The sequence below is a fragment of the Azospirillum agricola genome (assembly GCF_020005195.1).
Lineage (GTDB): Bacteria > Pseudomonadota > Alphaproteobacteria > Azospirillales > Azospirillaceae > Azospirillum > Azospirillum agricola.
This window is the reverse complement of sequence record NZ_JAIFZR010000002.1, coordinates 970,701-991,271: the sequence shown is the minus strand read 5'-3', so window position 1 is coordinate 991,271 and position 20,571 is coordinate 970,701. Positions and strand designations below refer to the sequence as shown.

The 20,571-nt window shown below is 70.4% G+C and carries 18 protein-coding genes; 9 read left to right on the top strand and 9 right to left on the bottom strand.

The features are described from left to right. Positions 1 to 39 precede the first annotated feature (39 nt). The gene (locus JN22_RS07325; RefSeq protein WP_085553256.1) at positions 40 to 2,160 is read left to right on the top strand and encodes a TonB-dependent receptor; all 2,121 of its coding nucleotides are present in this window, start codon (positions 40 to 42) and stop codon (positions 2,158 to 2,160) included. A gap of 5 nt (positions 2,161 to 2,165) precedes the next feature. Then, entirely contained in the window at positions 2,166 to 3,215 is a 1,050-nt protein-coding gene (locus JN22_RS07320; protein ID WP_085553255.1) for a class I SAM-dependent methyltransferase, read from the top strand. Between the two features lie 38 nt (positions 3,216 to 3,253). Here the strand turns inward: JN22_RS07320 and JN22_RS07315 are convergent, their stop codons facing one another. The 4 genes from JN22_RS07315 to JN22_RS07300 all read right to left on the bottom strand — a co-directional run bounded on the left by JN22_RS07315 (position 3,254) and on the right by JN22_RS07300 (position 5,197). Continuing rightward, positions 3,254 to 3,556 carry a hypothetical protein gene (locus JN22_RS07315; protein WP_085553254.1) on the bottom strand — a complete coding sequence of 101 codons (303 nt, stop codon included), beginning with the start codon at positions 3,554 to 3,556 and terminating at the stop codon, positions 3,254 to 3,256. Beyond that, positions 3,553 to 3,747: a hypothetical protein gene (locus tag JN22_RS07310; RefSeq protein ID WP_223677607.1), complete on the bottom strand. Its 195-nt coding sequence runs from the start codon at positions 3,745 to 3,747 to the stop codon at positions 3,553 to 3,555. Before JN22_RS07310 ends, JN22_RS07315 begins: the two co-directional genes overlap by 4 nt. A 140-nt stretch (positions 3,748 to 3,887) precedes the next feature. Continuing rightward, on the bottom strand, positions 3,888 to 4,328 hold the full coding sequence (locus tag JN22_RS07305; RefSeq protein WP_085553252.1) for a hypothetical protein: 441 nt from the start codon (positions 4,326 to 4,328) through the stop codon (positions 3,888 to 3,890). A gap of 29 nt (positions 4,329 to 4,357) precedes the next feature. Then, positions 4,358 to 5,197 carry a TIGR02587 family membrane protein gene (locus JN22_RS07300; RefSeq protein WP_085553251.1) on the bottom strand — a complete coding sequence of 280 codons (840 nt, stop codon included), beginning with the start codon at positions 5,195 to 5,197 and terminating at the stop codon, positions 4,358 to 4,360. A gap of 292 nt (positions 5,198 to 5,489) precedes the next feature. Here JN22_RS07300 and JN22_RS07295 point away from each other — a divergent pair, with 292 nt between their 5' ends. Continuing rightward, a complete protein-coding gene (locus JN22_RS07295) occupies positions 5,490 to 6,416 on the top strand; it encodes an ABC transporter ATP-binding protein (protein ID WP_085553250.1) in 927 nt (308 codons plus the stop codon). Then, on the top strand, positions 6,413 to 7,174 hold the full coding sequence (locus JN22_RS07290) for an ABC transporter permease (RefSeq protein ID WP_085553249.1): 762 nt from the start codon (positions 6,413 to 6,415) through the stop codon (positions 7,172 to 7,174). The genes JN22_RS07295 and JN22_RS07290 overlap by 4 nt, the downstream gene beginning before the upstream one ends. 80 nt (positions 7,175 to 7,254) lie before the next feature. Here JN22_RS07290 and JN22_RS07285 read toward each other — a convergent pair whose 3' ends face one another. Both JN22_RS07285 and JN22_RS07280 read right to left on the bottom strand, forming a co-directional pair. Next, positions 7,255 to 7,584, bottom strand: a complete 330-nt coding sequence (locus JN22_RS07285) for a hypothetical protein (RefSeq protein ID WP_085553248.1) — start codon at positions 7,582 to 7,584, stop codon at positions 7,255 to 7,257. A gap of 114 nt (positions 7,585 to 7,698) precedes the next feature. Continuing rightward, positions 7,699 to 9,090 carry a ribonuclease J gene (locus tag JN22_RS07280; RefSeq protein ID WP_223677606.1) on the bottom strand — a complete coding sequence of 464 codons (1,392 nt, stop codon included), beginning with the start codon at positions 9,088 to 9,090 and terminating at the stop codon, positions 7,699 to 7,701. Positions 9,091 to 10,116: 1,026 nt separating this feature from the next. On the opposite strand from JN22_RS07280, the gene JN22_RS07275 reads away from it, so the two are divergent. Then, on the top strand, positions 10,117 to 11,754 hold the full coding sequence (locus JN22_RS07275; RefSeq protein ID WP_085553246.1) for a Na+/H+ antiporter: 1,638 nt from the start codon (positions 10,117 to 10,119) through the stop codon (positions 11,752 to 11,754). 433 nt (positions 11,755 to 12,187) lie between these two features. Here JN22_RS07275 and JN22_RS07270 read toward each other — a convergent pair whose 3' ends face one another. The 3 genes from JN22_RS07270 to JN22_RS07260 form a co-directional block, all read right to left on the bottom strand. After that, entirely contained in the window at positions 12,188 to 13,354 is a 1,167-nt protein-coding gene (locus JN22_RS07270; RefSeq protein WP_085553245.1) for an iron-containing alcohol dehydrogenase, read from the bottom strand. Between the two features lie 45 nt (positions 13,355 to 13,399). Beyond that, on the bottom strand, positions 13,400 to 14,608 hold the full coding sequence (locus JN22_RS07265; protein ID WP_085553244.1) for an ABC transporter substrate-binding protein: 1,209 nt from the start codon (positions 14,606 to 14,608) through the stop codon (positions 13,400 to 13,402). Positions 14,609 to 14,675: 67 nt separating this feature from the next. After that, the gene (locus tag JN22_RS07260; protein ID WP_085553243.1) at positions 14,676 to 15,845 is read right to left on the bottom strand and encodes an acetyl-CoA acetyltransferase; all 1,170 of its coding nucleotides are present in this window, start codon (positions 15,843 to 15,845) and stop codon (positions 14,676 to 14,678) included. A 394-nt stretch (positions 15,846 to 16,239) separates the two neighbouring features. Between JN22_RS07260 and JN22_RS07255 the strand changes: the two genes are divergently transcribed. From JN22_RS07255 to JN22_RS07240, 4 genes are read left to right on the top strand one after another with little or no spacing between them, the layout of a single operon-like run. Beyond that, positions 16,240 to 17,298, top strand: a complete 1,059-nt coding sequence (locus JN22_RS07255; RefSeq protein ID WP_223677605.1) for a phosphotransferase family protein — start codon at positions 16,240 to 16,242, stop codon at positions 17,296 to 17,298. A gap of 44 nt (positions 17,299 to 17,342) precedes the next feature. Beyond that, complete coding sequence (locus JN22_RS07250) at positions 17,343 to 18,524, top strand: acyl-CoA dehydrogenase family protein (protein ID WP_085553241.1); 1,182 nt, start codon at positions 17,343 to 17,345, stop codon at positions 18,522 to 18,524. After that, entirely contained in the window at positions 18,521 to 19,336 is an 816-nt protein-coding gene (locus JN22_RS07245; protein WP_223677604.1) for an SDR family NAD(P)-dependent oxidoreductase, read from the top strand. The genes JN22_RS07250 and JN22_RS07245 overlap by 4 nt, the downstream gene beginning before the upstream one ends. Continuing rightward, positions 19,333 to 20,550, top strand: coding sequence for a CaiB/BaiF CoA transferase family protein (locus tag JN22_RS07240; RefSeq protein ID WP_085553240.1), 1,218 nt, complete (start codon positions 19,333 to 19,335; stop codon positions 20,548 to 20,550). Before JN22_RS07245 ends, JN22_RS07240 begins: the two co-directional genes overlap by 4 nt. Positions 20,551 to 20,571 lie beyond the last annotated feature (21 nt).

Here is a 20,571-nt window from a genome sequence, read left to right as displayed (position 1 = left end):
TAGCCTCGCCCCCGGACTTCAGCGAGGATAACCGTTTCGATGACGCACCCACCGCTCGGCACGCCGCGTGCCCTCCCGCTCTCATCGGCTCTGCTCTGTCTGGCCCCGCTTTTTCCGGCGATCACCGGCCAGGCGCTGGCCGCCGACCCGCCGGATGCCCCAGCCGCCGTCGAGCTGGCCCCGGTGACGGTCGAGGCCCGGCAGTGGAAGGAGGACGTCCGGCGCACCCCCGGATCGGTCGAGGTCCTGACTCCGCAGGAACAGGACAGCCCGCTGTCGGGCGGACTGGCGGTGGTCGCCAAGCGCTCGCCGAACGTCCGGATCGAGCAGTCGTCGGTGCAGACGCGGATCGTCGTGCGCGGCATGACCGGCGCCGACACCACCTTGCAGGATCCGCTGGGCTTCTTCGTGAACGACGTCGCCCTGCCCCACGGCGCCACCCAGGCGCCCCGGCTGCCCGACCCCGCCGCCCTGGAAATCCTCAAGGGGCCGCAAGGCAGCCTCTACGGCCGCAACACCGAGGCCGGCGCCGTCAAGGCCGCCTCCGCCGATCCGACCTGGACGCCGTCCGGCTGGGCCAGCCTGTCCACCGGCTTCCAGGACGGTCCCGACGGCTGGCGTCCCACCGTCACGGCGACCGGGCGGGTGTCGGGTCCGCTGGGCGGCGACAGCGTGGCCGGCTCGCTGGCCTTCCGCGCGGAGGACGCCAAGGGAACCGGGCTCAACCGCTTCGACGGGTCGAGGAACGGCGCCGAGACCGGCCGATGGACCTTGTCCGGCGGCCTGGAGGCCCGGCCCGACGACGACACCGACATCCGCCTGAAGAGCATCGTCGAGCGGGCGGAACTGGGCAAGGCGCGCCTGCGCTATTTGTCGGGCCCCCACGCCACCGGCCGCTTCATCACCAGCTACGACACCCCCTCCTGGGACGATTCCACCAGCGCGGTGCAGTCCCTGCGCATCGACCGGCGCGGCGACGGGTTCGACCTGACCAGCGTCACCGGCTGGACCCACTACCGGCGCGATTTCCAGATGGATCTCGACGGCACGCCGCTTCCCACCCTGCCGACCCTGTCGGCCCACCGCGACGACGCGCTGTCGCAGGAGATCCGCCTGACCTCCGCCGATCCGCGGGCGCGGCTGCGCTGGCTGGCCGGGCTCTACGCCCACCGGGAATGGACAAGGCTGGATTTCCGCATCGGCACCCCGCGCGTCCGCCGTGAGACCGCCATCGACCAGACCGGGCTGGCCGGCTTCGGGCAGGTGGAAGCCGGCCTGACCGACGCCCTGCGGCTCGGGCTGGGCGGCCGGCTCGAATGGATCGGCCAGAGCGGCCGGCAGACCCTCTCCGGCGCGGCCGGGCACGCCGTCTACGGGCAGGATCTCCGCCACACCACGCTGCTGCCGCGCGTCAGCCTGTCCTACGAGGCCGGGCCGGGCGCCACCCTCTACGCCTCCTACGCGCGCGGCTATCTGCCGGGCGGCTACAATTACGGCACGGCGGTGAGCCGCGACACGCTGGCCTACGCGCCCGAGCACAGCTGGACCGCCGAGGCCGGCGTCAAGGGCCGCTTCGCCGGCGGGCGCGGCGAGGCCGGACTGGCGGTCTTCCACACGCGCACGACCGACAAGCAGATCCTCGATCTGGTGCCCGGCGGCACCCAGAAGGTCAGCAACGCCGCCGAGGCCGAAATCCTCGGCGCCGAGCTGTCGCTGACCGGGCGGTTGAGCGAGCGCTGGACGCTGTTCGGCAGCGGCGGCCTGCAACGGGCCAAGGCGACCGCCTACGCCGTCACCGTCAGCCGCAACGGCGTGCTGGTGCCGGCCGACCTGTCGGGCAACCGCCTGCCGATGGCGGCGCACGCCACCTACGCGCTGAGCGTCCACTACGACGAAGGCGAGCGGGGGTGGTTCGGGCAGCTGGGGGTGAACGGCTCCGGCCCCTATTTCTTCGATTCGGAGAACACGCTGCGGCAATCAGCCTTTGCGCTGGTCGACGCCGAGATCGGCTACCGCTTCGCCGCGGTGGAGCTCGCGCTGTGGGCCGGCAACCTGTTCGACCGGAACGTCCACGCCCGCGCCGTCCGGGCGCCGCTCGGCGTGCTGGCCGAGGACGGGGCCGCGCGCGAGGTCGGGTTGCGCGTCAGGGCGGCGTGGTGACGGCCATGAGCAGGCAATCCCCTGAACAATCCCCCGCCACCCTTCCCGGCGACGTCGCGCTGCCCGCCCGGCTGTTCGACCTGATCCAGGCGCCGCTGCGCTGGCAGCTGCTCGCGGCCGGGCTGGAATTCGGCCTGTTCGACCGGTTGGCCGCGCCCGCGACGGCGGCCGATCTGGCGGCCGACCTGTCGCTCGACGCCGGGCGCCTCGGCCATGCGCTCGACGCGCTGGCCGCCATGGAGCTTCTGGTCAAGAGCGACGGCCGCTACCGCCTTGCGGAGGCGGCGGCGCCCTATCTGCGCGCCGACGGCGAGCGGTCCCTGCGCGATCTGCTCACCACCCTGCCCCGGCTGCGGCACGGCGACGTCGCGGCGCTGCTGCGCGGCGAGGCCGGCGGCGCGCCGCTCGACATGGCGGCGCCGGAATTCTGGGACCGCTCGGCCTTCAGCCTGCGCGCCTTCCATCGCGGCATGGGAGCGGCGGCGATGGTCGCCGTTCTGGAAAGCCTGCCGGAATGGCCTTCGGCCCGGCGCTTCCTCGATGTCGGCGCCGGATCGGAGACGCTGGCGCTGGCGGTCGCGCAGCGGCGGCCGGACATGACCTCCGCGCTGGTCGATCTGCCGCCGATGGCCGACCGGATCGCCGGACGGCTGGCGGCGGCCGGACCGGCGGGCCGCCGCGTCGCGGTGATCGCCGGCGACTTCAACGACGTGGCGTTCGGCGATCCGGAGAAGGGCGGCGGGTACGACGTGATCTGGGCGTCGCTGACGCTCTACTACGCCCGTGACCTCGTGGCGCTGCTGGCCAAGGCCCGGCGGGCGCTGGCGCCGGGCGGCGTCTTCGTCAGCCTGCACGAGGGGTTGACGGCGGAGCGCAGCCGGCCGGAAACCCACGTCGTCGGGCGGCTGGTGGCGGCCCTGCGCGGGCAGGACCGCTCCTTCGACCGGGGCGCCATCGCGGCGGCGCTGTCCGCCGCCGGCTTCGCCCGGGTGGAGAGCCGGGACGTCGCGACCGCCTTCGGCCCGTTCCGGCTGGATTGCGGGCGGGATTCGTGATGGTCCGGGGCACGGCTCCGGGCCGACCACCCGGCAACCTATCCGGCGGAACGGCGTGCCCGGGCGCGCTCCACCACCACGCCCTTCAGGGAAGGCGGGACGCGGGTCCGCTCGATCCAGACCACCGAAAGACCGGCCAGACGGCATTCGGCCGCCAGTTCACGGCCGTTCTCGTAACGGTGCTGGTCGAGCATCGGCCACGCGTCCAGCATCCGGTAGTCGAACGGACGGCCGAGCCGGAAATCGGTGAAACCCTGGAAGAATTTCGGGTGCAGCAGCACCGGCCTGGCCTGGCGCCAGGACCGCGCCCCCCGGATGCGGTTGTTGGTCGCCCCGCTCATTGAAGCACCCGCGAGGCCGGCCAGTCCCGCAGGTCGCGGGCAAGCCGTTCGAGCAGGCGTCCCGTGCGCGTCGGACCATGCAGGGCCGCGAGGCGGTCCACCGCCTCGATCATCATCGCCCAGGCCACGGCGCGCTCGGGCACCTCCCCCTGCGCCCACAGGCTTCGCACCAGGGTCAAGGCATCCGCCAACTCAGCGGATTTCCCCTCGGCTTCCTTCACGCCCGCCTCCATCCGTCAAATGATATGTTACGATATAACATATCATTTGACGAACGACACCCGTCCCGTGGCTTTCGATGCCGCGCTACGACACGGCGGCGGGAGCGGTGTCATGGTTCATTGTAGCCGACCGGAAAGACACGCAGCTCGTAACGGGCCGGGTCGTTCCGGAAGAACAGACCGCCAGAACGTTCCGAATTGCCGGGAAGGAAGTCGAGCGTTGCCTCGCTCGCCTCCACGACGGCACCACCCTGCCGCAATTCGCCACGGATATGCAGCGCCGCGGCGGTGGCGCCCGCCGCGTTCATCGCCCGGAACCGGACGACGTGGCTCTCCCCGGCTGGCTTCGGCGGCTCGGTTTGGATCGTGATGGTGGGATTGCCGCGCTCGGGGGTCAGCGCGACAGACACCATGAACCCGATCATCGCGACGGTGATGACGACGCCGAGCGCGGCGACCAGCTGTTCCCACATCCGCGCGGAGCCGGCGCGTGTCCGGTCCGCATCCGCCTCCCGCGGGGATTCCGGTTTTCCGTTCCGCGCCTTCGCCACATCGGTTCTCCTTGGTTCGGCATGGGGACCTACAGGATGAGGCGTGCCGCCGCCGCGCCGACGGACGAGGGAAAGCCGAGCACGACGGCGGCGCTCAGCACGTCCCCGATGCCGGTTCCGTCGGTCCGTCCGAACGTCCAGAGCAGGTAGAGGCAGATCAGCAGGACGATGACGTAGCCGACCACGGTGAAGCGTACGAACAGCGTCCAGAAGCCGACGCCCTCCGGAAACTCCGACCCGCCGGGGAAATCGATGCTGTAGACGAAGGCGTGCATGATCACCAGCGACAGAAGGATCAGCGCCAACTCCCGCCAGGGGTCCATCATGTAGGACAGTTGGATCATCTCTTCGGTCGGCGCGACGTTGAGGCCGAGGAACAGGGCGCCGACGCCCATCAGGAACAATTCGCCGGGGTAGCTGGGGTCCTGGCGGTCCTCGTCGGCGTCGCGACGCTGCTGGCCGAGCTGGCCGCGGGCCAGCATGGCGCCGATGCTGCCGGGAAAGCTCTGCAACGCGATCTTGCCGATGACCTCCTGCCTGGTCATCCCGGTGTCGATAACCTTGAAGAGGAACAGCACCGCCGCCGCCATCAGCACCGCGACGGCGACCGCGACGAAGGCGTCGGTGACGTCCTCGCCCACGCTCCTCGTCCGCTCGAAGCCGACGAAGCGGGACAGCCCGACGAGCAGCGGAATCTGCACCACCAGCAGAAGGACCAGCCGCCACGGGTTTATGGAAAAGCCGATCTGCCACATCTCCATCGTCATCAGCATGGGCAGGGCGAAGATCAGGGCACCGGCGAAAGCCCGTGCCAGGCCGACGGCAAAAGCCGGGTCGATGCCGTTGGAAGCGGTCGCATCGGCGGACATGCTGGTTCCGAAGCCTCCGGTTATCAAGCGATCCGAACCGCCCGTCCAGGGGAGCGTCGGCCTGTCGCGGGGACACCACATGCTTCAACGTGGCCGCGAGGACGGGGTTCCCTTGCCCCGGCCCCCTCCGGTGGAGCGAATGGCTGACGCGCCGGACCCGGCGCGGAGCCCCCGCCGGACGGCACCGGCCAGCGCCGCCGATCTTCGCGTTCCGTCGGGGACCGCCAGACGCTATGGTGGCCCGGCTCCCGTGGCGCCCGCAGCGGGTGGACCGGCAAGCCGAGGGGAGGACATGCAGCCTATCATTGAGATCCGTGGGTTGGAAAAGACCTACGCGTCCGGCTTCCAGGCCCTGAAGGGGGTCGATCTCGACATCCGCCGTGGAGAGATCCTCGCGCTGCTCGGCCCGAACGGCGCCGGCAAGACGACGCTGATCAGCATCGTCTGCGGCCTCGTCCGGGCGACGGCCGGCAGCGTGACGGTGGATGGCCACGACATCGTGCGCGACTGGCGCGCCGCGCGCGCGCTGATCGGCCTCGTCCCGCAGGAGCTGACGACCGAGGCGTTCGAGAGCGTCCGGGCGACCGTCAGCTTCAGCCGGGGCCTGTTCGGCAAGCCTCCCGACCCGGCGGTGATCGAGCGGATCCTGAAGGACCTGTCCCTGTGGGACAAGAGGGACACCAAGGTCATGGCGCTGTCCGGCGGCATGAAGCGGCGCGTGCTGATCGCCAAGGCGCTGTCGCACGAGCCGCGCATCCTGTTCCTGGACGAGCCGACCGCCGGCGTCGACGTGGAGCTTCGCCGCGGCATGTGGGAGATGATCGGGCGGCTGCGCGACAGCGGCGTCACCATCATCCTGACCACCCACTACATCGAGGAGGCCGAGGAGATGGCCGACAGCATCGGGGTGATCTCCGGCGGGCGGATCATCCTGGTGGAGGGAAAGGCGGCGCTGATGGAAAAGCTGGGCAAGCGGCTGCTGACCCTGAGCTTGCAGAACCCGCTGGACGCCATCCCGGCCGAACTCGCCGGCTATCCCCTGACCCTGTCGGACGACGGGCGGGAGCTCGTCTACCGGTTCGACGCGCAGCACGAGCACACGGGCATCGCCGGGCTGCTGCGCAAGCTGGGCGATCACGGCATCGATTTCACGAACCTGCGCACCGAGGAAAGCTCCCTGGAGGAGATCTTCGTCAGCCTGGTGAAGGAGCGGGCATGAACTTTCATGCGATCAGGGCCATCTATGTCTTCGAGCTGGCCCGCACCTGGCGCACGCTGTTCCAGAGCATCGCCGGCCCGGTGATCTCCACGTCGCTGTACTTCATCGTCTTCGGGGCGGCCATCGGCGGACGCTTCGCGTCGGTGGAGGGCGTCAGCTACGGCGCCTTCCTCGTGCCCGGCCTCGTCATGATGTCGGTTCTGACGGAGAGCGTGTCGAACGCATCCTTCGGCATCTACATGCCGCGCTACTCCGGCACGATCTACGAGGTGCTGTCGGCCCCGATCTCCGCCTTCGAGACGGTGGTCGGCTACGTCGGGGCGGCGGCGACCAAGTCCATCATTCTCGGCACGCTGATCCTGCTGACGGCGCGGCTGTTCGTGGAGTTCTCCATCGTCCACCCGTTCTGGATGATCGCTTTTCTCGTGCTGACCTCGGTGACCTTCAGCCTGCTCGGCTTCATCCTGGGCATCTGGGCCAACGGATGGGAAAAATTGCAGATCGTGCCGATGCTGATCGTGACGCCGCTGGCCTTCCTGGGCGGGAGCTTCTATTCGATCACCATGCTGCCGCCGTTCTGGCAGAAGGTCGCCCTGTTCAACCCGGTCGTCTATCTGGTCAGCGGCTTCCGCTGGAGCTTCTACGGCACCGCCGACGTGCCCGTCGCGCTGAGCCTCGCGATGACCGCGCTGTTGCTGGTGATCTGCCTCGCCGTGGTGTGGTGGATCTTCCGCACGGGCTACAGGCTGAAAAACTGAGGGGCGGTTTCACCGCCGGGCCCACGCCGGAAGGCGCGGGCCGAGGCGGAGCGGGCGCGCCGGGATGGAGCGGCCTGCGTTCAGGCGGTCCGAAAACCACGGCGCTTGCGGCGGCGGCTGAAGCGGTCGATGCGCTCCATGAGGTCGCCCACGGCGGCGGCACCCTCGACCTCGCCCGAATGCAGCAGCACACGAACATAGGTGTCGAGCGCGTTCAGGACGGCCTGCTCGTCGCTCATGCCCTGGGCCGGCCGGCCCAAGCCGTCGACCATCAGGGTTTCGCAGTCGGCGAGCGCCTCGGCCACCGCGTTGATGGCCCGGTCGAGGCCAACCTCATCACCATCGAGGGCGGTGAGAACCGGCTCGAGCAGGTCGGGAAAGCGCGGCCGGTTCTCGGAACGTCCTGCCATGCTGCACTCCGTCGCGTGATGGGAACAGGTCCCGTTCGGGCCGGCCGCGTCACGCGGCCGGTCGGGATGCCGGACCTCCGGCAAGACGCGCCCGGCCCCGGTCGAGAACCCTGGTCAGGCCGCGAGGCAGGCGGTCCCGCTCTCCTCGTCCGCACAGGCCGGCTCCGTCCATGCCACCAGCTCCCGCCCGTTGTTGGCGAGACGCCAAGGTTCGATGCGGCCGACCACCGCCGTGCCCTCGCGGGCCAGGCGCAGAATGTCACCATCCTGCGGGATCAACGCCCGTTCCACACCGCACGCGCGGGCCAGCCGGGCGTGGGCCTCCAGATGCTCCAGCGTGCCGTGCACCGGCACCGCGAAGCGCGGGCGGACCAGACCGTACATGCGCCGGAGGTCGTCGCGCTTCGGGTGCCCCGAGACGTGGACCGGCGCATCCGCCGGGGTCAGCACCGCCACCCCGGTGGCCCGCAGATGATCCTTCACGCAGGCGAGCGCCTCCTCGTTGCCGGGGATGGCGCGGGCGGAGAAGATGGCGGTGTCGCCGCGCTCCAGCCAGAGGTCGCGGTGTTCGTTGCGGGCCAGCCGGCTGAGCGCCGCCCGCTCCTCTCCCTGGCTGCCGGTGCACAGGAAGACGAGGTTCCGGCGATCCGTCCAGGAGGCTTCAAGAGGGCTCATGAAGGCCGGCACGCTGTCCAGATAGCCGCAGGCGCGCGCCGCCTTCTCCATGCGCAGCATGGAGCGGCCGACCAGCACGACCTTGCGGTCGTTGGCCGCGGCGGCCTCGGCCACCGCCTTCATCCGCGCCACGTTGGACGCGAAGCCGGTCACGGCGATCGCCCCCCCGCACCCGGCGAAGGCATCCATCAGGCCGGCACGGGCGTCGGCCTCGGAACCGGTGGAGCCCTCCACGTCGGCGTTGGTGCTGTCGCACAGCATCGCCAGAACGCCGTCGTCGCCGAGGCGCTGCAAGGCGTCGAGGTCCGTTGGCCGGCCGACCAGCGGATCGGGGTCGAATTTCCAGTCACCGGTGTGCAGCACCGTGCCCGCCGGCGTGCGGATGGCCAGGGCCATCGGCTCCGGGATCGAGTGGGTGACCGCGATGGTCTTCACCTCGAAGGGGCCGAGCGCCAGCGTGTCGCCGATGGCGAACTCGCGGATGCGGACCTGACGCAGGGTGCCGGCCTCCTTCATGCGCTCGCGGATCACATGGGCGGCGAACGGGCTGGCATGGATCGGGCAGGTCAGGCGCGGCCACAGATGGTGGATGGCGCCGATGTGGTCCTCGTGAGCGTGGGTCACGACCAGCCCGACGACGTCCTGCATCCGCTCCTCGATGAAGGCCGGATCGGCCATCAGGGAGTCGATGCCCGGCGCGTCGTCGCCCATGAAGGCGACGCCGGCGTCGACGATCAGCCATTTCCCGGCGTGGCCGTAGAGCGCCATGTTCATGCCGATGCGCGAGCAGCCGCCCAACGGCAGGAACAGCACCTCATCGGTGCCGGGCACCGGCCCCGTCATCGGCTGGCGGCGCCCGCCAGACCCGTGGGGGGCCTGTCCGGACGACCACCCGCGCTGCGGGCGTGGATGGTCGCCCGACGCCTTACGGCGCCGCTTGGGATCAAACGTCATTCTGTTCTGGTCTTTCGAAGCCGGCATTCGACGCTGCCGGAGGGCGTGCATCGCTCGTCGATGCGCAAAGGGTCTCCCCGGCCACGCCGCGGCGCCACGATGCCGGGGCGGCATCGCGGCGGCCAGACAAGCTCGGCCGGGGAGGAAGGCGCGCTGCGTTCAGCGGCGCCGATCCGGAAAACTGGGGAAAGCGGGACCGCGAAAGGTCCTGGCGACAACGATCTGATGACAACGATTTGATGACAATCGCTTGGTGATGAGGACAATGGCGAAGACACATCCCGGACACGGGTGGCTGATGCCCGGCCCTTGCCCCGGTCCTCGCAGGGATCGGACGGCAAGACCCGGAGCCGGAGGCGTCCACGCCCTCCTTTCGGGTGGCGCGTTCGAGCCGTTCGGCGTCTGGGAAGGAAGCTGGACGGAAAAGCGTCCATCTGGACGCCGAACCTATATGAGGTGAATCCCCCGTCTTTCAAGTCCCGGACGGCACAATCTTCAAAGTTGCGCTGCGAATGTTTGCCGGCGGGCGACGGCCGCCGCCTGGGGTCGCCTGGGTGGGCATGTCGTCGGCGGGACTGGCGGCGGCAGGACTGGCGGCGGCGCGCCAGCCCCTCCCCAACGCCTTCCGGAACATGCCAGCGCTGCCGCCGCTCGGCGCGGTCCGGATGGTTCGGGGCCGACCGCCACGCGACGATCCCGCCCCCGCTCCGTCGGCCAGGCGGAGCACGCCGCCGACGAGCTGGCCGATGCGGGAGTTCCCGATCCGCAGCTCCCGGACGCGCGGGATTCTCCGCCCCGCCCGGCCTCAGGAAGATCGGGCGTCCCTGACGCACAAAGAGGTTTCCAACGATCCCCGCATCCAAGATACTCGCCCCTCCACGGCACACAGGGAGAAATCGATCATTGGGCGTCATCACGATCGCACTCATTCTTCTGCTCGCCGTCGTCTTGAGCGGATTTATCGCGCGGGCACTGCCATGGGCGATTCCACGTCCCCTCCTCCAGATTTGCCTTGGCGGCGTGATCGGGCTTGCGGCGGACCTTCGCGTGCAGCTCGACCCTGACATCTTCTTCCTGCTCTTCCTGCCGCCCCTGCTCTTTCTGGATGGCTGGCGGATCCCGAAGGAGGAGTTGCTGAAGGACGCCAAGACGGTCCTCGAACTGGCCCTCGGGCTGGTCCTGTTCACGGTCATCGGCGTGGGCTTCTTCATCAACTGGATGATCCCGGCCATGCCGCTGCCGGTCGCCTTCGCGCTGGCCGCCGTGCTGTCGCCGACGGATCCCATCGCGGTGTCGGCCATCGCCGCCAGGGTGCCCATCCCGAAGCGGCTGATGCACATCCTCGAAGGGGAATCCCTCCTCAACGACGCCTCGGGCCTCGTCTGCCTCCGCTTCGCCATCGCGGCCACCCTCACCGGCGCCTTCTCGCTCTACGACGCCACCTTGAGCTTCCTGTGGGTGGCGCTGGGCGGTATCGCCGTCGGCGTCCTCGTCACCTGGTGCATCACGCGGGCCAAGGAATGGATCGCCCGGCGCTACGGCGAGGAGAGCGGCTCGCAGATCCTGATCAGCCTGCTCATTCCCTTCGCTTCCTATCTGGTGGCCGAGCACCTGCATTGCTCGGGCATCCTCGCGGCCGTCGCGGCGGGGGTGACGATGAGCGTCGCCGAGGTGACGGGCCAGACCCTGGCGGTGACCCGCATCCGCCGCAACACCGTCTGGGACATGATCCAGTTCGCGCTGAACGGCATCATCTTCGTGCTGCTGGGCGAACAGCTGCCCACCATCCTGGCGGGCGCGGTCGAGACGGTCCGCGTGACCGGACACCACGATCCCGGATGGCTGGTGATCTACGTGGTCGCCATCAACCTCGCGCTGGCGGCGCTCCGCTTCGCCTGGGTCTGGGTCTCCCTCAGCCTCACGCTGTTCCGCGCCAACCTGCGGGGCCGCGCCATGAACAGGCCCAGCTGGCGCCTCGTCGCCGCCACCTCGCTGGCGGGCGCGCGGGGAACCATCACGCTGGCCGGCATCCTGACGCTGCCGGTCGCGCTCGACAGCGGCGCGCCCTTTCCCGCCAGGGATCTGGCCATCCTGCTGGCGATGGGGGTGATCATCGTTTCCCTCATCGCCGCCAGCATCGGCCTGCCCATGCTGCTGAAGGGGCTGGAGATGCCGCCGGAACCCTCCCACCAGGCCGAGGAGGACCGGGCGCGCATCGCGGCGGCCAAGGCGGCCATCGCCGAGATCGAGCGCGTCGAGCACGACATGGCGGCGGGGCGCGACGACGCCGACCTCTACGTCGCCGCGGCCGCCCAGGTCATGGACGTCTACCGCACCCGCATCGAGGCGCTGTCCCAGGAGGGGGCTGCGGCCGACACCACGCGGCACACCGACGCCATCGGGCGGACGATCCATGTCGCCGCCCTCAAGGCCGAGCGCAAGGCGCTCTTCCAAATGGTCCGGCGGCGCGAACTCAGCGGCGAGATGGCGCGGAAGATCGTCCGCGAACTCGACTTGCTGGAGGCGCGCTATGACGGTTGAAGGGGCGCCGCCCGGCCACCGCCACGACCGCCTCCGAAGATGGGATTCCAGCTGTGCGATCCGGGCGAGCGGGACTCGCCGCAACGCCGATTCCTGGATCGGCAGGGCGAAGGCGTGTACCACCTGGAGCGGAGCCGCGCGTGGACATCGGCTGCCAGGAACTCCGTGCCGTTACGCTTGCTCATGAACCCCGTATCCTCCCGATTCCGCGGCCGGCGCAAGGCCAGTCCTCACAACAACCGCGGCTTTCATGGAATCCGGGCAGGAAAACCGGGGAAAAACGGAATCCCGGTCGGACTCACCATCGAACCACGCTCCTTCCGCCCATGGGCTGGATGCATCCCCCAGCAGGCGCCAGGAGCGCCTGCGGGGAGATCAGGTCGACCGCGCCGGCCGTCGACGGGTCGCATCCGATCGTGCCATATCCAGGCGCTCACCACGCCAGTTCGAGGATTTCCCGAACATCATCCTCCCTGGTGATCGCGCGCGGGTTGCTGCGCACCATCATGTTCTGCATGGCGCCGGCCGCTATGGCGGCGAACTGGTCGGGCGTCACCCCGACCGCCCGCAGGCTGCCCGGCTGCCCAAGGTCGCGCACCAGATCGGCGACCGCCACCGCCGCGTCGCCGTCCTCCCGCCCCAGCGCGCGGGCCACCAGCGCCTGGCGGTCGGCGTTCACCGGCCGGTTCCAGCGCAGCACGGCGGGCAGCATGACGCAGGAGCAATGGCCGTGCGGCACGCCGGCGACCGCGCCGAGCTGGTGGCCGATGCCATGGCTGGCGCCCCAGTCCACCCGGCCGAGCCCGGTCGTAGCCAGCCAGACGCCGAGCTGGCTCTCCAGCCGGGCGCCGAGATCGTCCGGCCGCTCGCGGTTGGCCCGCAGGGAGCGCCCCAGCATCGCCAGCCCGTGCAATCCGGTCGCGTCGGTGAAGGGCTGCGGCCCGCGCGAGCAGACCGTCTCCACCGCGTGGTCGATGGCGCGGATGCCGGTGGACAGCCACAGCCGCTCCGGCGTGTGGACGGTCACGGCGGGGTCGAGGATGACCACCTGCCCGCCGATGTGGCGCCCGGTGTAGAGATCCTTGACCCGGCGCTCCGGGTCGGTGGCGCCGCCCAGGCTGGAGAATTCGGCCCCCGACAGGGTGGTCGGCACGATGATCTGGCGCAGCGGCGGGTCCTTCACCGCCGGGACGACGCGGGTCCCGTCCCCGGCGACGCGGATGCGGACGGCGTCGAAGCCGGCGGTGTCGGCGATGCCCTCGGCCAGCGCCACCAGCGCCACCTTCACCGTGTCGACCGGCGTGCCGCCGCCGACGGTGACGATCAGGTCCGGTTGCAGCCGCCGCACCTCATCGGCCAGGGCGAGGACGGAGGCGCGCGGCACATGCTCGACGCAGTCGTCGAACACCCCGGCGCAGGCGTCGCCCAGCGCGTCGCGGATGGCGGCGACGACGCCGGTGGACCGGCTCAGCGTCCTGCTCGCCACGATCAGCGGGCGCCGCTTGCCCAGCGTCGCGACGGTCTCCGCCACCGCCCCGGCCGCCGGCCGGCCGTAGATGACACGGTCCTGCGCCAGGAACTCGTACACGCCCGTCTGCATCGCCACTCCCCCCGTTCGTTGCCCCCGCCGCCGCCGCGACCGCTCTTACGGCCCGACCAGCGGGCAACCGCCTTCGGACATCGGGCGGTAGGCCTCGTCGCCCGGCACGCTCCCCAGGACCTTGTAATAGTCCCAGGGGCCCTTGGAGTCCTCCGGACTCTTGACCTGGAACAGATACATGTCGCGGACGACGCGCCCGTCGGCCCGGATCTTGAAATTGTCGCTGAACATGTCGTTGACCGGAAGCTCCTTCATCGTCTTCGACACCGTCAGCGAATCGTCGGTCCCGGCCTTCTCGACCGCCTTCAGGTAATGCAGCACGGAACCGTAGACGCCGGCCTGCGCCGCCGTCGGGGCGCGGCCGCCGAACCGCTCCATGAACTTGCGCGACCAGGCGCGGGTCTTCTCGTCCTTGTCCCAGTAGAAGGATTCCGTGAACACCAGCCCCTGCGCGTCCTTCAGCCCGATCGAATGGACGTCGGTGATGAAGATGAGCAGCCCGACCAGCCTCTGCCCGCCCTGGACGATGCCGAACTCGGCGGCCTGCTTGATCGCGTTCACCGTGTCGCCGCCGGCGTTGGCGAGCCCGATGATCTTGCTCTTGGACGCCTGCGCCTGGAGCAGGTAGGAGGAGAAGTCGAGCGTGTTCAGCGGGTGGCGGACGGTTCCCGCGACCTTGCCGCCGGCCTTCTGGACGAAGGCGATGCCGTCGCGCTCCTGCGAGTGGCTGCCGGCGTTGTCGCCGGTCAGGAAGAACCAGGTGTCGGCGCCCTGCTTGACCAGCCCGCGCACGGTGCTGTTGGCCATGGCGTAGCTGTCGTAGGTCCAGTGGATCGTGGTCGGCGCGCAGGATTTGCCGGTGAAGTCGGTCGAGGCCGGGCCCGACAGCATCAGCATCCGGTTCTTCTCGCGCGTCACGCTCAGCACGCCGAAGGCGGTGGCGGAGTGCGGCACGTCGACGATGGCGTCCACCCCGTCGCGGTCGATCCATTCCCGCGCGATGGCCGACCCGACATCGGGCTTGTTCTGGTGGTCGGCGCTGACGACGACGACCGGCTTGCCGGCGACCGTGCCGCCGAACTCCTCCACCGCCATCCTGGCGGCGACGACCGACCCCTCGCCGCCGAGATCGGCGTAGAGCCCCGAGCGGTCGTTCAGCACGCCGATCTTGACGGTGCCGTCGGAAATCTGTGCCGCCGCCGGACCGCCCAGGGCGATGCCGGCCGCCAGGGCGGTGATGAACGCAACGCGCATGTCCTGTCCTCCCAGACCGTTGTTCTTGAAAATCATTCGGAATCCCGCGGCGGGCCCTGCCGCCGCCTCAGCGCACGTGCTCCAGCACGCTGACGTAGTTGGCGACCGCGGCGCCGCCCATGTTGAAGACGCCGCCCTTGGTCGCCCCCGGAATCTGGATGCCGCTGGCCGTCCCCATGAGCTGCATGGCGGTCATCACATGCATCGACACGCCGGTGGCGCCGATCGGGTGCCCCTTGGCCTTGAGCCCGCCCGACGGGTTGACGGGCAGCCGCCCGCCGACCTCGGTCCAGCCCTCCAGCAGGGCGCGGTGCCCCTCGCCCGGCGGGGTCAGGCCCATCGCCTCGTACTCGATCAGCTCGGCGATGGTGAAGCAGTCGTGCGTCTCGACGAAGTCGAGGTCGTCGAGCGTCAGCCCGGCCTGCTCCAGCGCCTTGCCCCAGGCGACCGAACAGCCCTCGAAGCGGGTCATGTCGCGCCGGCCCATCGGCAGGAAATCGTTGACCTGCGCCTGCGCCCGCAGCCCGACCGACTTGGCGGCCCCGACCGCGACGTCGCCATGGACCAGCACCAGCGCCGCCGCCCCGTCGGACACCATCGAGCAGTCGGTGCGGCGCAGCGGGCCGGCGACCAGCGGGTTACGGTCGGACACCGTCCGGCAGAACTCGAACCCCAGATCCTTTTGCATGTGGGCGAGCGGGTTGGCGGCGCCGTTCCGGTGGTTCTTGGCGGCGATCATCGCCAGCGCGTCCGACCGGTCGCCGTGGCGCTGGAAATAGAGCTGCGCGATGCGGCCGAAGATCCCGGCGAAGGACAGGTCGCCGCCGCCGTCCTCCTCCGCCAGATAGCTGGCCGAGGCCAGCGACGCCTGCACCTGCGCGGCCGGGGCGGCGGTCATCTTCTCCACCCCGACGACCAGCACGGTCCGCGCCCGCCCGGCGCCGATGGCCAGCGCCGCCTGGCGGATCGCGGCGGAGCCGGTGGCGCAGGCGTTCTCGACGCGGGTCGCCGGCTTGAAGCGCAGCGCGTCGGACGCCTGGAGGGCGAGCGAGGCGGGGAAGCCCTGCGGGTCGAGGCCCTGGTTGAAGTGGCCGACGACGATCTCGTCGATGTCGGCGGGGGCCAGCCCGGCGTCGGCGATCGCCTCGGCAGCGACGCGCACCACCAGCGATTCCAGCGTTTCGTCGTCCAGCCTGCCGAAGCGGGTGTGTGCCCAACCGATGATGTGTCCCAGCATGGTCTGACCTTCGTATCGGGGAGAGGGGCGGGCGGCGAGCGCGGGGGCGCTCCGGGGCCGCGCCGGAGCGGAAGGACAATCCAGCGACCACTTTGTCGCGGTCGCCCCAAATTTATAGTCTGACAATCGAACTATTGATTCGTCGAACCGGTGCTGTCAATGGCCTTTCACGCGTCGGTCGTCGCTTTCCAGGCGTGATGTTTTTTTGCAGTGCAGCGTGATTTTTCGTAATTTTCGGCATGAATGACGGTTCCAGAGCCTATTGACGGGCGGCTGATTTTGAACATACGATCCGATAGTCGGACTATAAATCAGTCCCGCATGGCGACAAAGCCGCCGCGCCACCCCCCATTCCCGCCTCTTCCCCGGACCGACCATGCCGCTTGAGGATTCGATGTTCCGCGCTGCCGAAGACACCGCCCCGCTGGACTGGGCGGCGATCGCCGATCATCTGGCGGCGCACGGGCTGCGGTTCGACCGCGAAACCCCGCCCCGCCAGTTCAGCGGCGGGCTCGCCAACCTGAATTTCCTGGTGTCGGTCGACGGGACGCCGGCCGTCCTGCGCTCGCCGCCGCCGGGACCGCTGCCGCCGGGCGCCAACGACATGGCGCGGGAGCACCGCATCCTCAGCCGTCTGTGGCGCGCCCTGCCGCTGGCGCCGAGGAGCCTGCATCTGTGCGAGGATTCCGGTGTCGCCGGCCACCCCTTCATCCTGCTGGAACACCGGCCGGGCGTGACGCTGGCCGGCGCCGCGCCGCCATTGCTGGAGCGGCACCCGGACGTCGGCGCGCGGCTGGGACCGCTGCTGGTCGATGTCCTGGCCGACATCCACGCCGTCGATCCGGCCGCCGTCGGGCTCGGCGAGTTCGGGCGGCCGGACGGCTTCCTCGACCGCGCGGTCGCCGGCTGGAGCAAGCGCGCCCATCTCTCCGCCGGCCCGGACGGTCCCCCGGCGCCGGCCGTCGCGCTGGCAGGCTGGCTGGCCGACCGGCTGACCCGCGTCCGGCCCGGCCCGCCGACCCTGCTGCACAACGACTTCAAGCTCGACAACCTGATCCTCGACCCCGAGCGGCTGGAGCCGGTCGCCATCCTCGACTGGGACCAGGGCACGCGCGGCGACCCGCTGTTCGACCTCGCCACCCTGCTCAGCTACTGGACGGAGGCCGGCGACCCGCCGGTGATGCACGATCTGGCGCAGATGCCGACCGCCCGCTTCGGCTTCCCGAGCCGGCGGGAGGCGGCGGAGCGCTACGCCGCCCGCACCGGCCGCGACCTGTCGGACTTCCGCTTCCACCGCGTGCTCGCCCTGTTCAAGCTGGCGGTGGTCTTCCAGCAGCTCCATAGCCGCTACCGCAGCGGCACCACCAGCGACCCGCGCTACGCCGGCTTCGGCGCCATCGCGCGCGGCCTCTTCGACTTCACCCACGACATCGCCCAGGGGCGCGGCTTCTGAAGCGTCCCATTCCACGAAAACCATTCCAGGGACAGGAACCACCGATGGATTTCTCGCTGCCGCCCGACCTGATCGCGCTGAGGGACCGCACCCGCGCCTTCGTGCGCGACGCCCTCATCCCGCTGGAGAACGACCCCCGCCAGGGCCCGCACGGGCCGTCCGACGAGTTCCGCCGCGAGTTGAACGCGCTGGCCCGCGAGGCCGGGCTGCTCGCCCCGCACATGCCGGCCGAGTGGGGCGGGCTGGGGCTCGACCACCGCGGCAAGGCGGTGGTGTTCGAGGCGGCCGGCTACGGGCTGCTCGGGCCGCTGGCGCTCAACATCGCCGCCCCCGACGAGGGCAACCAGCATCTGCTGGAGCAGGTGGCCGACGAGCGGCAGAAGCGCCGCTGGCTCGCCCCCATGGCGTCCGGCGAGATCCGCTCCTGCTTCGCGATGACCGAGCCGCATCCGGGCGCCGGCTCCGACCCGTCGCTGCTGCTGACCAGCTACCGCCGGACGTCCGGCGGCTATGTCATCAACGGCACCAAATGGCTGATCAGCGGGGCCGAGGGGGCCGGCGTCTGCATCATCATGGCGCGCGACGAGGATTCCCCCGACGGCGCGCCGCGCGCCACCCTGTTCCTCGCCGACATGGACCGCCCCGGCATCGTGATCGAGCGCACGCTCGACACGCTGGACCAGAGCTTCCCCGGCGGCCATTGCGTGGTGACCTTCCAGGATCTGGTGGTTCCGGAGGAGGATGTGCTGGGCCGCGAGGGCGAGGGCTTCCGCTACGCCCAGGTCCGGCTGGCGCCGGCCCGGCTGACCCACTGCATGCGCTGGCTGGGCGCCGCGCGCCGCGCCCACGACGTCGCCACCGCCTACGCCCGCGAACGCCGCGCCTTCGGCAAGGCGCTGATCGACCATGAGGGGATCGGCTTCCAGCTCGCCGACAACGAGATGGACCTCCACAGCTGCGGGCTGGTCGTGGCGCACGCCGCCTGGGTGCTCGACCAGGGCGGCAAGGGCCAACATGAATCGAGCGTCGCCAAGGTGATCTGCTCGGAAGCCATCTGGCGCGTGGTCGACCGCAGCCTCCAGGTTCTGGGCGGGCTCGGCACCACCCGCGACACGGTGGTCGAGCGCATCTTCCGCGAGGTGCGGCCCTTCCGCATCTATGACGGCCCATCCGAGGTCCACCGCTGGAGCATCGCCCGCAAGCTGGCGCGGGAGGGCACGCAATGAGCGCCCCCGCGATGAACAGCGCGACGACACCCACCCTGCAACAGCGCATGGCCGGCCTGTTCGACCTCACCGGGACGGTGGCGGTGGTCACCGGCGGCGGGCGCGGCATCGGCCGCTCGATCGCCGAGGGGCTGGCCGGCTTCGGGGCGGAGGTGGTGCTGAGCGGCCGCAACGCCGCCGTCCTCGCCGCCGCCGCCGAGGAAATGACCGCACAGGGCGCCAAGGTCTGGTGGCAGGCCGCCGACGTGGCGCGCGAGGAGGAGGTGGCGGCCCTGCTCGCCGCCGTGCTGGAGCGGCATGGCCGCGCCGACGTGCTGGTCAACAACGCCGGCATCAACCCGGTCTACAAATCGGCGGAGACGCTGACCCGCGAGGACTGGCAGCCGATCATCGACGTCAACCTGGGCGGCGTCTTCCACTGCTGCCGCCATTTCGGCGCCGCGATGGTGGAGCGCAAGGCGGGCAGCATCATCAACATCAGCTCGGTCGGCGGCCATGTCGGCCTGCGCAAGACGCTGCCCTACTGCGCCGCCAAGGGCGGGTTGGAGCTGATGACCAAGTCGCTGGCCATCGACTGGGCGCCTTCCGGCGTGCGGGTCAACAGCATCGCCCCCGGCTTCGTCGAGACCGACCTGACCGCCGGCATGCGCGAGCACGAGCAGATCTCCCGCCGCCTGCTCGGCCAGACGCCGATGGGCCGCTTCTGCAGGCCGGACGAGCTGATCGGCGCCGCCGTGTTCCTGGCGTCCGCCGCCTCGGCCTACGTCACCGGGCAGAGCATCCTGGTCGATGGCGGGTGGACCGCTCAATGACAACCTCACCCAACATCCCCGCTTCCGATTCCCCCGCCGCCGGGGCGCTGGACGGGCTGGTCGTGCTCGACCTGACCCGCCTGCTGCCGGGCGCCTTCTGCACCCAGCTCCTCGCCGATCTCGGGGCCACGGTCGTCAAGATCGAGGAGCCCGGACGCGGCGACTACAACCGCGCCTTCGAACCGCTGAACGTCGCGGAATCCGGTTCCTTCCTGCTGCTGAACCGCAACAAGAAGAGCGTCACGCTGAACCTGAAGACCGACGAGGGCAAGGCGATCCTCAAGCGGCTCGCCGGACAGGCGGACGTGCTGGTCGAGGGCTTCCGTCCGGGCGTGATGGACCGGCTGGGCGTCGGCTACGCGGCGCTGGCCCCCGACAACCCACGCCTGATCTACTGCGCGATCTCCGGCTTCGGGCAGGACGGCCCCTTCGCCAGGGCGCCCGGCCACGACCTCAACTACATGGCGATCGCCGGCGCCCTGCCGCTGTTCGGCAAGGCCGGGGAGGATCCCATCGTGCCCGGCCTGTCGATCGCCGACCAGGGCGGCGGCTCGCTGATGGCGGCCTTCGGCATCCTGGCTGCGGTGCTCGGCCGGCGGCACAGCGGGCGCGGGCAGTTCGTCGATGTCTCGATGACCGACGGGGTGGTGGCCTGGCTGGCCTACCACGCCGCCGACCGCTTCTTCGCCGGCATCGAGCCCAAGGGCGGGGAGCGCCGCTTCCTGGGGCAAGCGCCCTGCTACAACGTCTTCCGCTGCGCCGACGGCCGCTGCATCACGCTCGGCTGCATCGAGGAAAACTTCTGGCACCGCTTCTGCGATCTGGCCGGGCTGGAGGATCTGAAGGACCGGCAATGGCCGGAAGGGGCCGAGGCCGCCGCCCAGATGGCGCGGGTCGGCGACCTGATGGCGAGCCGGAGCTGCGCCGAATGGATGGATCTGCTCGGCCCCGCCGATCTGCCGGTCGCCCCGGTCAACAGCATGAGCGAGGCGTTCGAGCATCCCCAGCTCAAGCACCGGGAGATGCTGCTGCACATGCACCATCCGGTGGAGGGGCGCATCCCGCAGCTCGGATTCCCGATCAAGTTCTCCGGCACGCCGGGCCGGCTGCGCACACCGCCGCCGCTGCTGGGCGAGCACACCGAGGAGATCCTGGCCACGCTCGGCTATGACGGCGACGGCATCGCCCGGCTGCGCGCGGACAAGGTTCTTTGATCGCGGGCCGGAACCAAGACG

What these genes read in the sequence shown, in the direction of transcription:
- JN22_RS07325 (WP_085553256.1), top strand. Translation starts at nt 40, where the DNA reads ATGACGCACCCACCGCTCGGCACGCCGCGTGCCCTCCCGCTCTCATCG.
- JN22_RS07320 (WP_085553255.1), top strand. Translation starts at nt 2,166, where the DNA reads ATGAGCAGGCAATCCCCTGAACAATCCCCCGCCACCCTTCCCGGCGAC.
- JN22_RS07315 (WP_085553254.1), bottom strand. Translation starts at nt 3,556, where the DNA reads ATGAGCGGGGCGACCAACAACCGCATCCGGGGGGCGCGGTCCTGGCGC.
- JN22_RS07300 (WP_085553251.1), bottom strand. Translation starts at nt 5,197, where the DNA reads ATGTCCGCCGATGCGACCGCTTCCAACGGCATCGACCCGGCTTTTGCC.
- JN22_RS07295 (WP_085553250.1), top strand. Translation starts at nt 5,490, where the DNA reads ATGCAGCCTATCATTGAGATCCGTGGGTTGGAAAAGACCTACGCGTCC.
- JN22_RS07290 (WP_085553249.1), top strand. Translation starts at nt 6,413, where the DNA reads ATGAACTTTCATGCGATCAGGGCCATCTATGTCTTCGAGCTGGCCCGC.
- JN22_RS07285 (WP_085553248.1), bottom strand. Translation starts at nt 7,584, where the DNA reads ATGGCAGGACGTTCCGAGAACCGGCCGCGCTTTCCCGACCTGCTCGAG.
- JN22_RS07270 (WP_085553245.1), bottom strand. Translation starts at nt 13,354, where the DNA reads ATGCAGACGGGCGTGTACGAGTTCCTGGCGCAGGACCGTGTCATCTAC.
- JN22_RS07265 (WP_085553244.1), bottom strand. Translation starts at nt 14,608, where the DNA reads ATGCGCGTTGCGTTCATCACCGCCCTGGCGGCCGGCATCGCCCTGGGC.
- JN22_RS07260 (WP_085553243.1), bottom strand. Translation starts at nt 15,845, where the DNA reads ATGCTGGGACACATCATCGGTTGGGCACACACCCGCTTCGGCAGGCTG.
- JN22_RS07255 (WP_223677605.1), top strand. Translation starts at nt 16,240, where the DNA reads ATGTTCCGCGCTGCCGAAGACACCGCCCCGCTGGACTGGGCGGCGATC.
- JN22_RS07250 (WP_085553241.1), top strand. Translation starts at nt 17,343, where the DNA reads ATGGATTTCTCGCTGCCGCCCGACCTGATCGCGCTGAGGGACCGCACC.
- JN22_RS07245 (WP_223677604.1), top strand. Translation starts at nt 18,521, where the DNA reads ATGAGCGCCCCCGCGATGAACAGCGCGACGACACCCACCCTGCAACAG.
- JN22_RS07240 (WP_085553240.1), top strand. Translation starts at nt 19,333, where the DNA reads ATGACAACCTCACCCAACATCCCCGCTTCCGATTCCCCCGCCGCCGGG.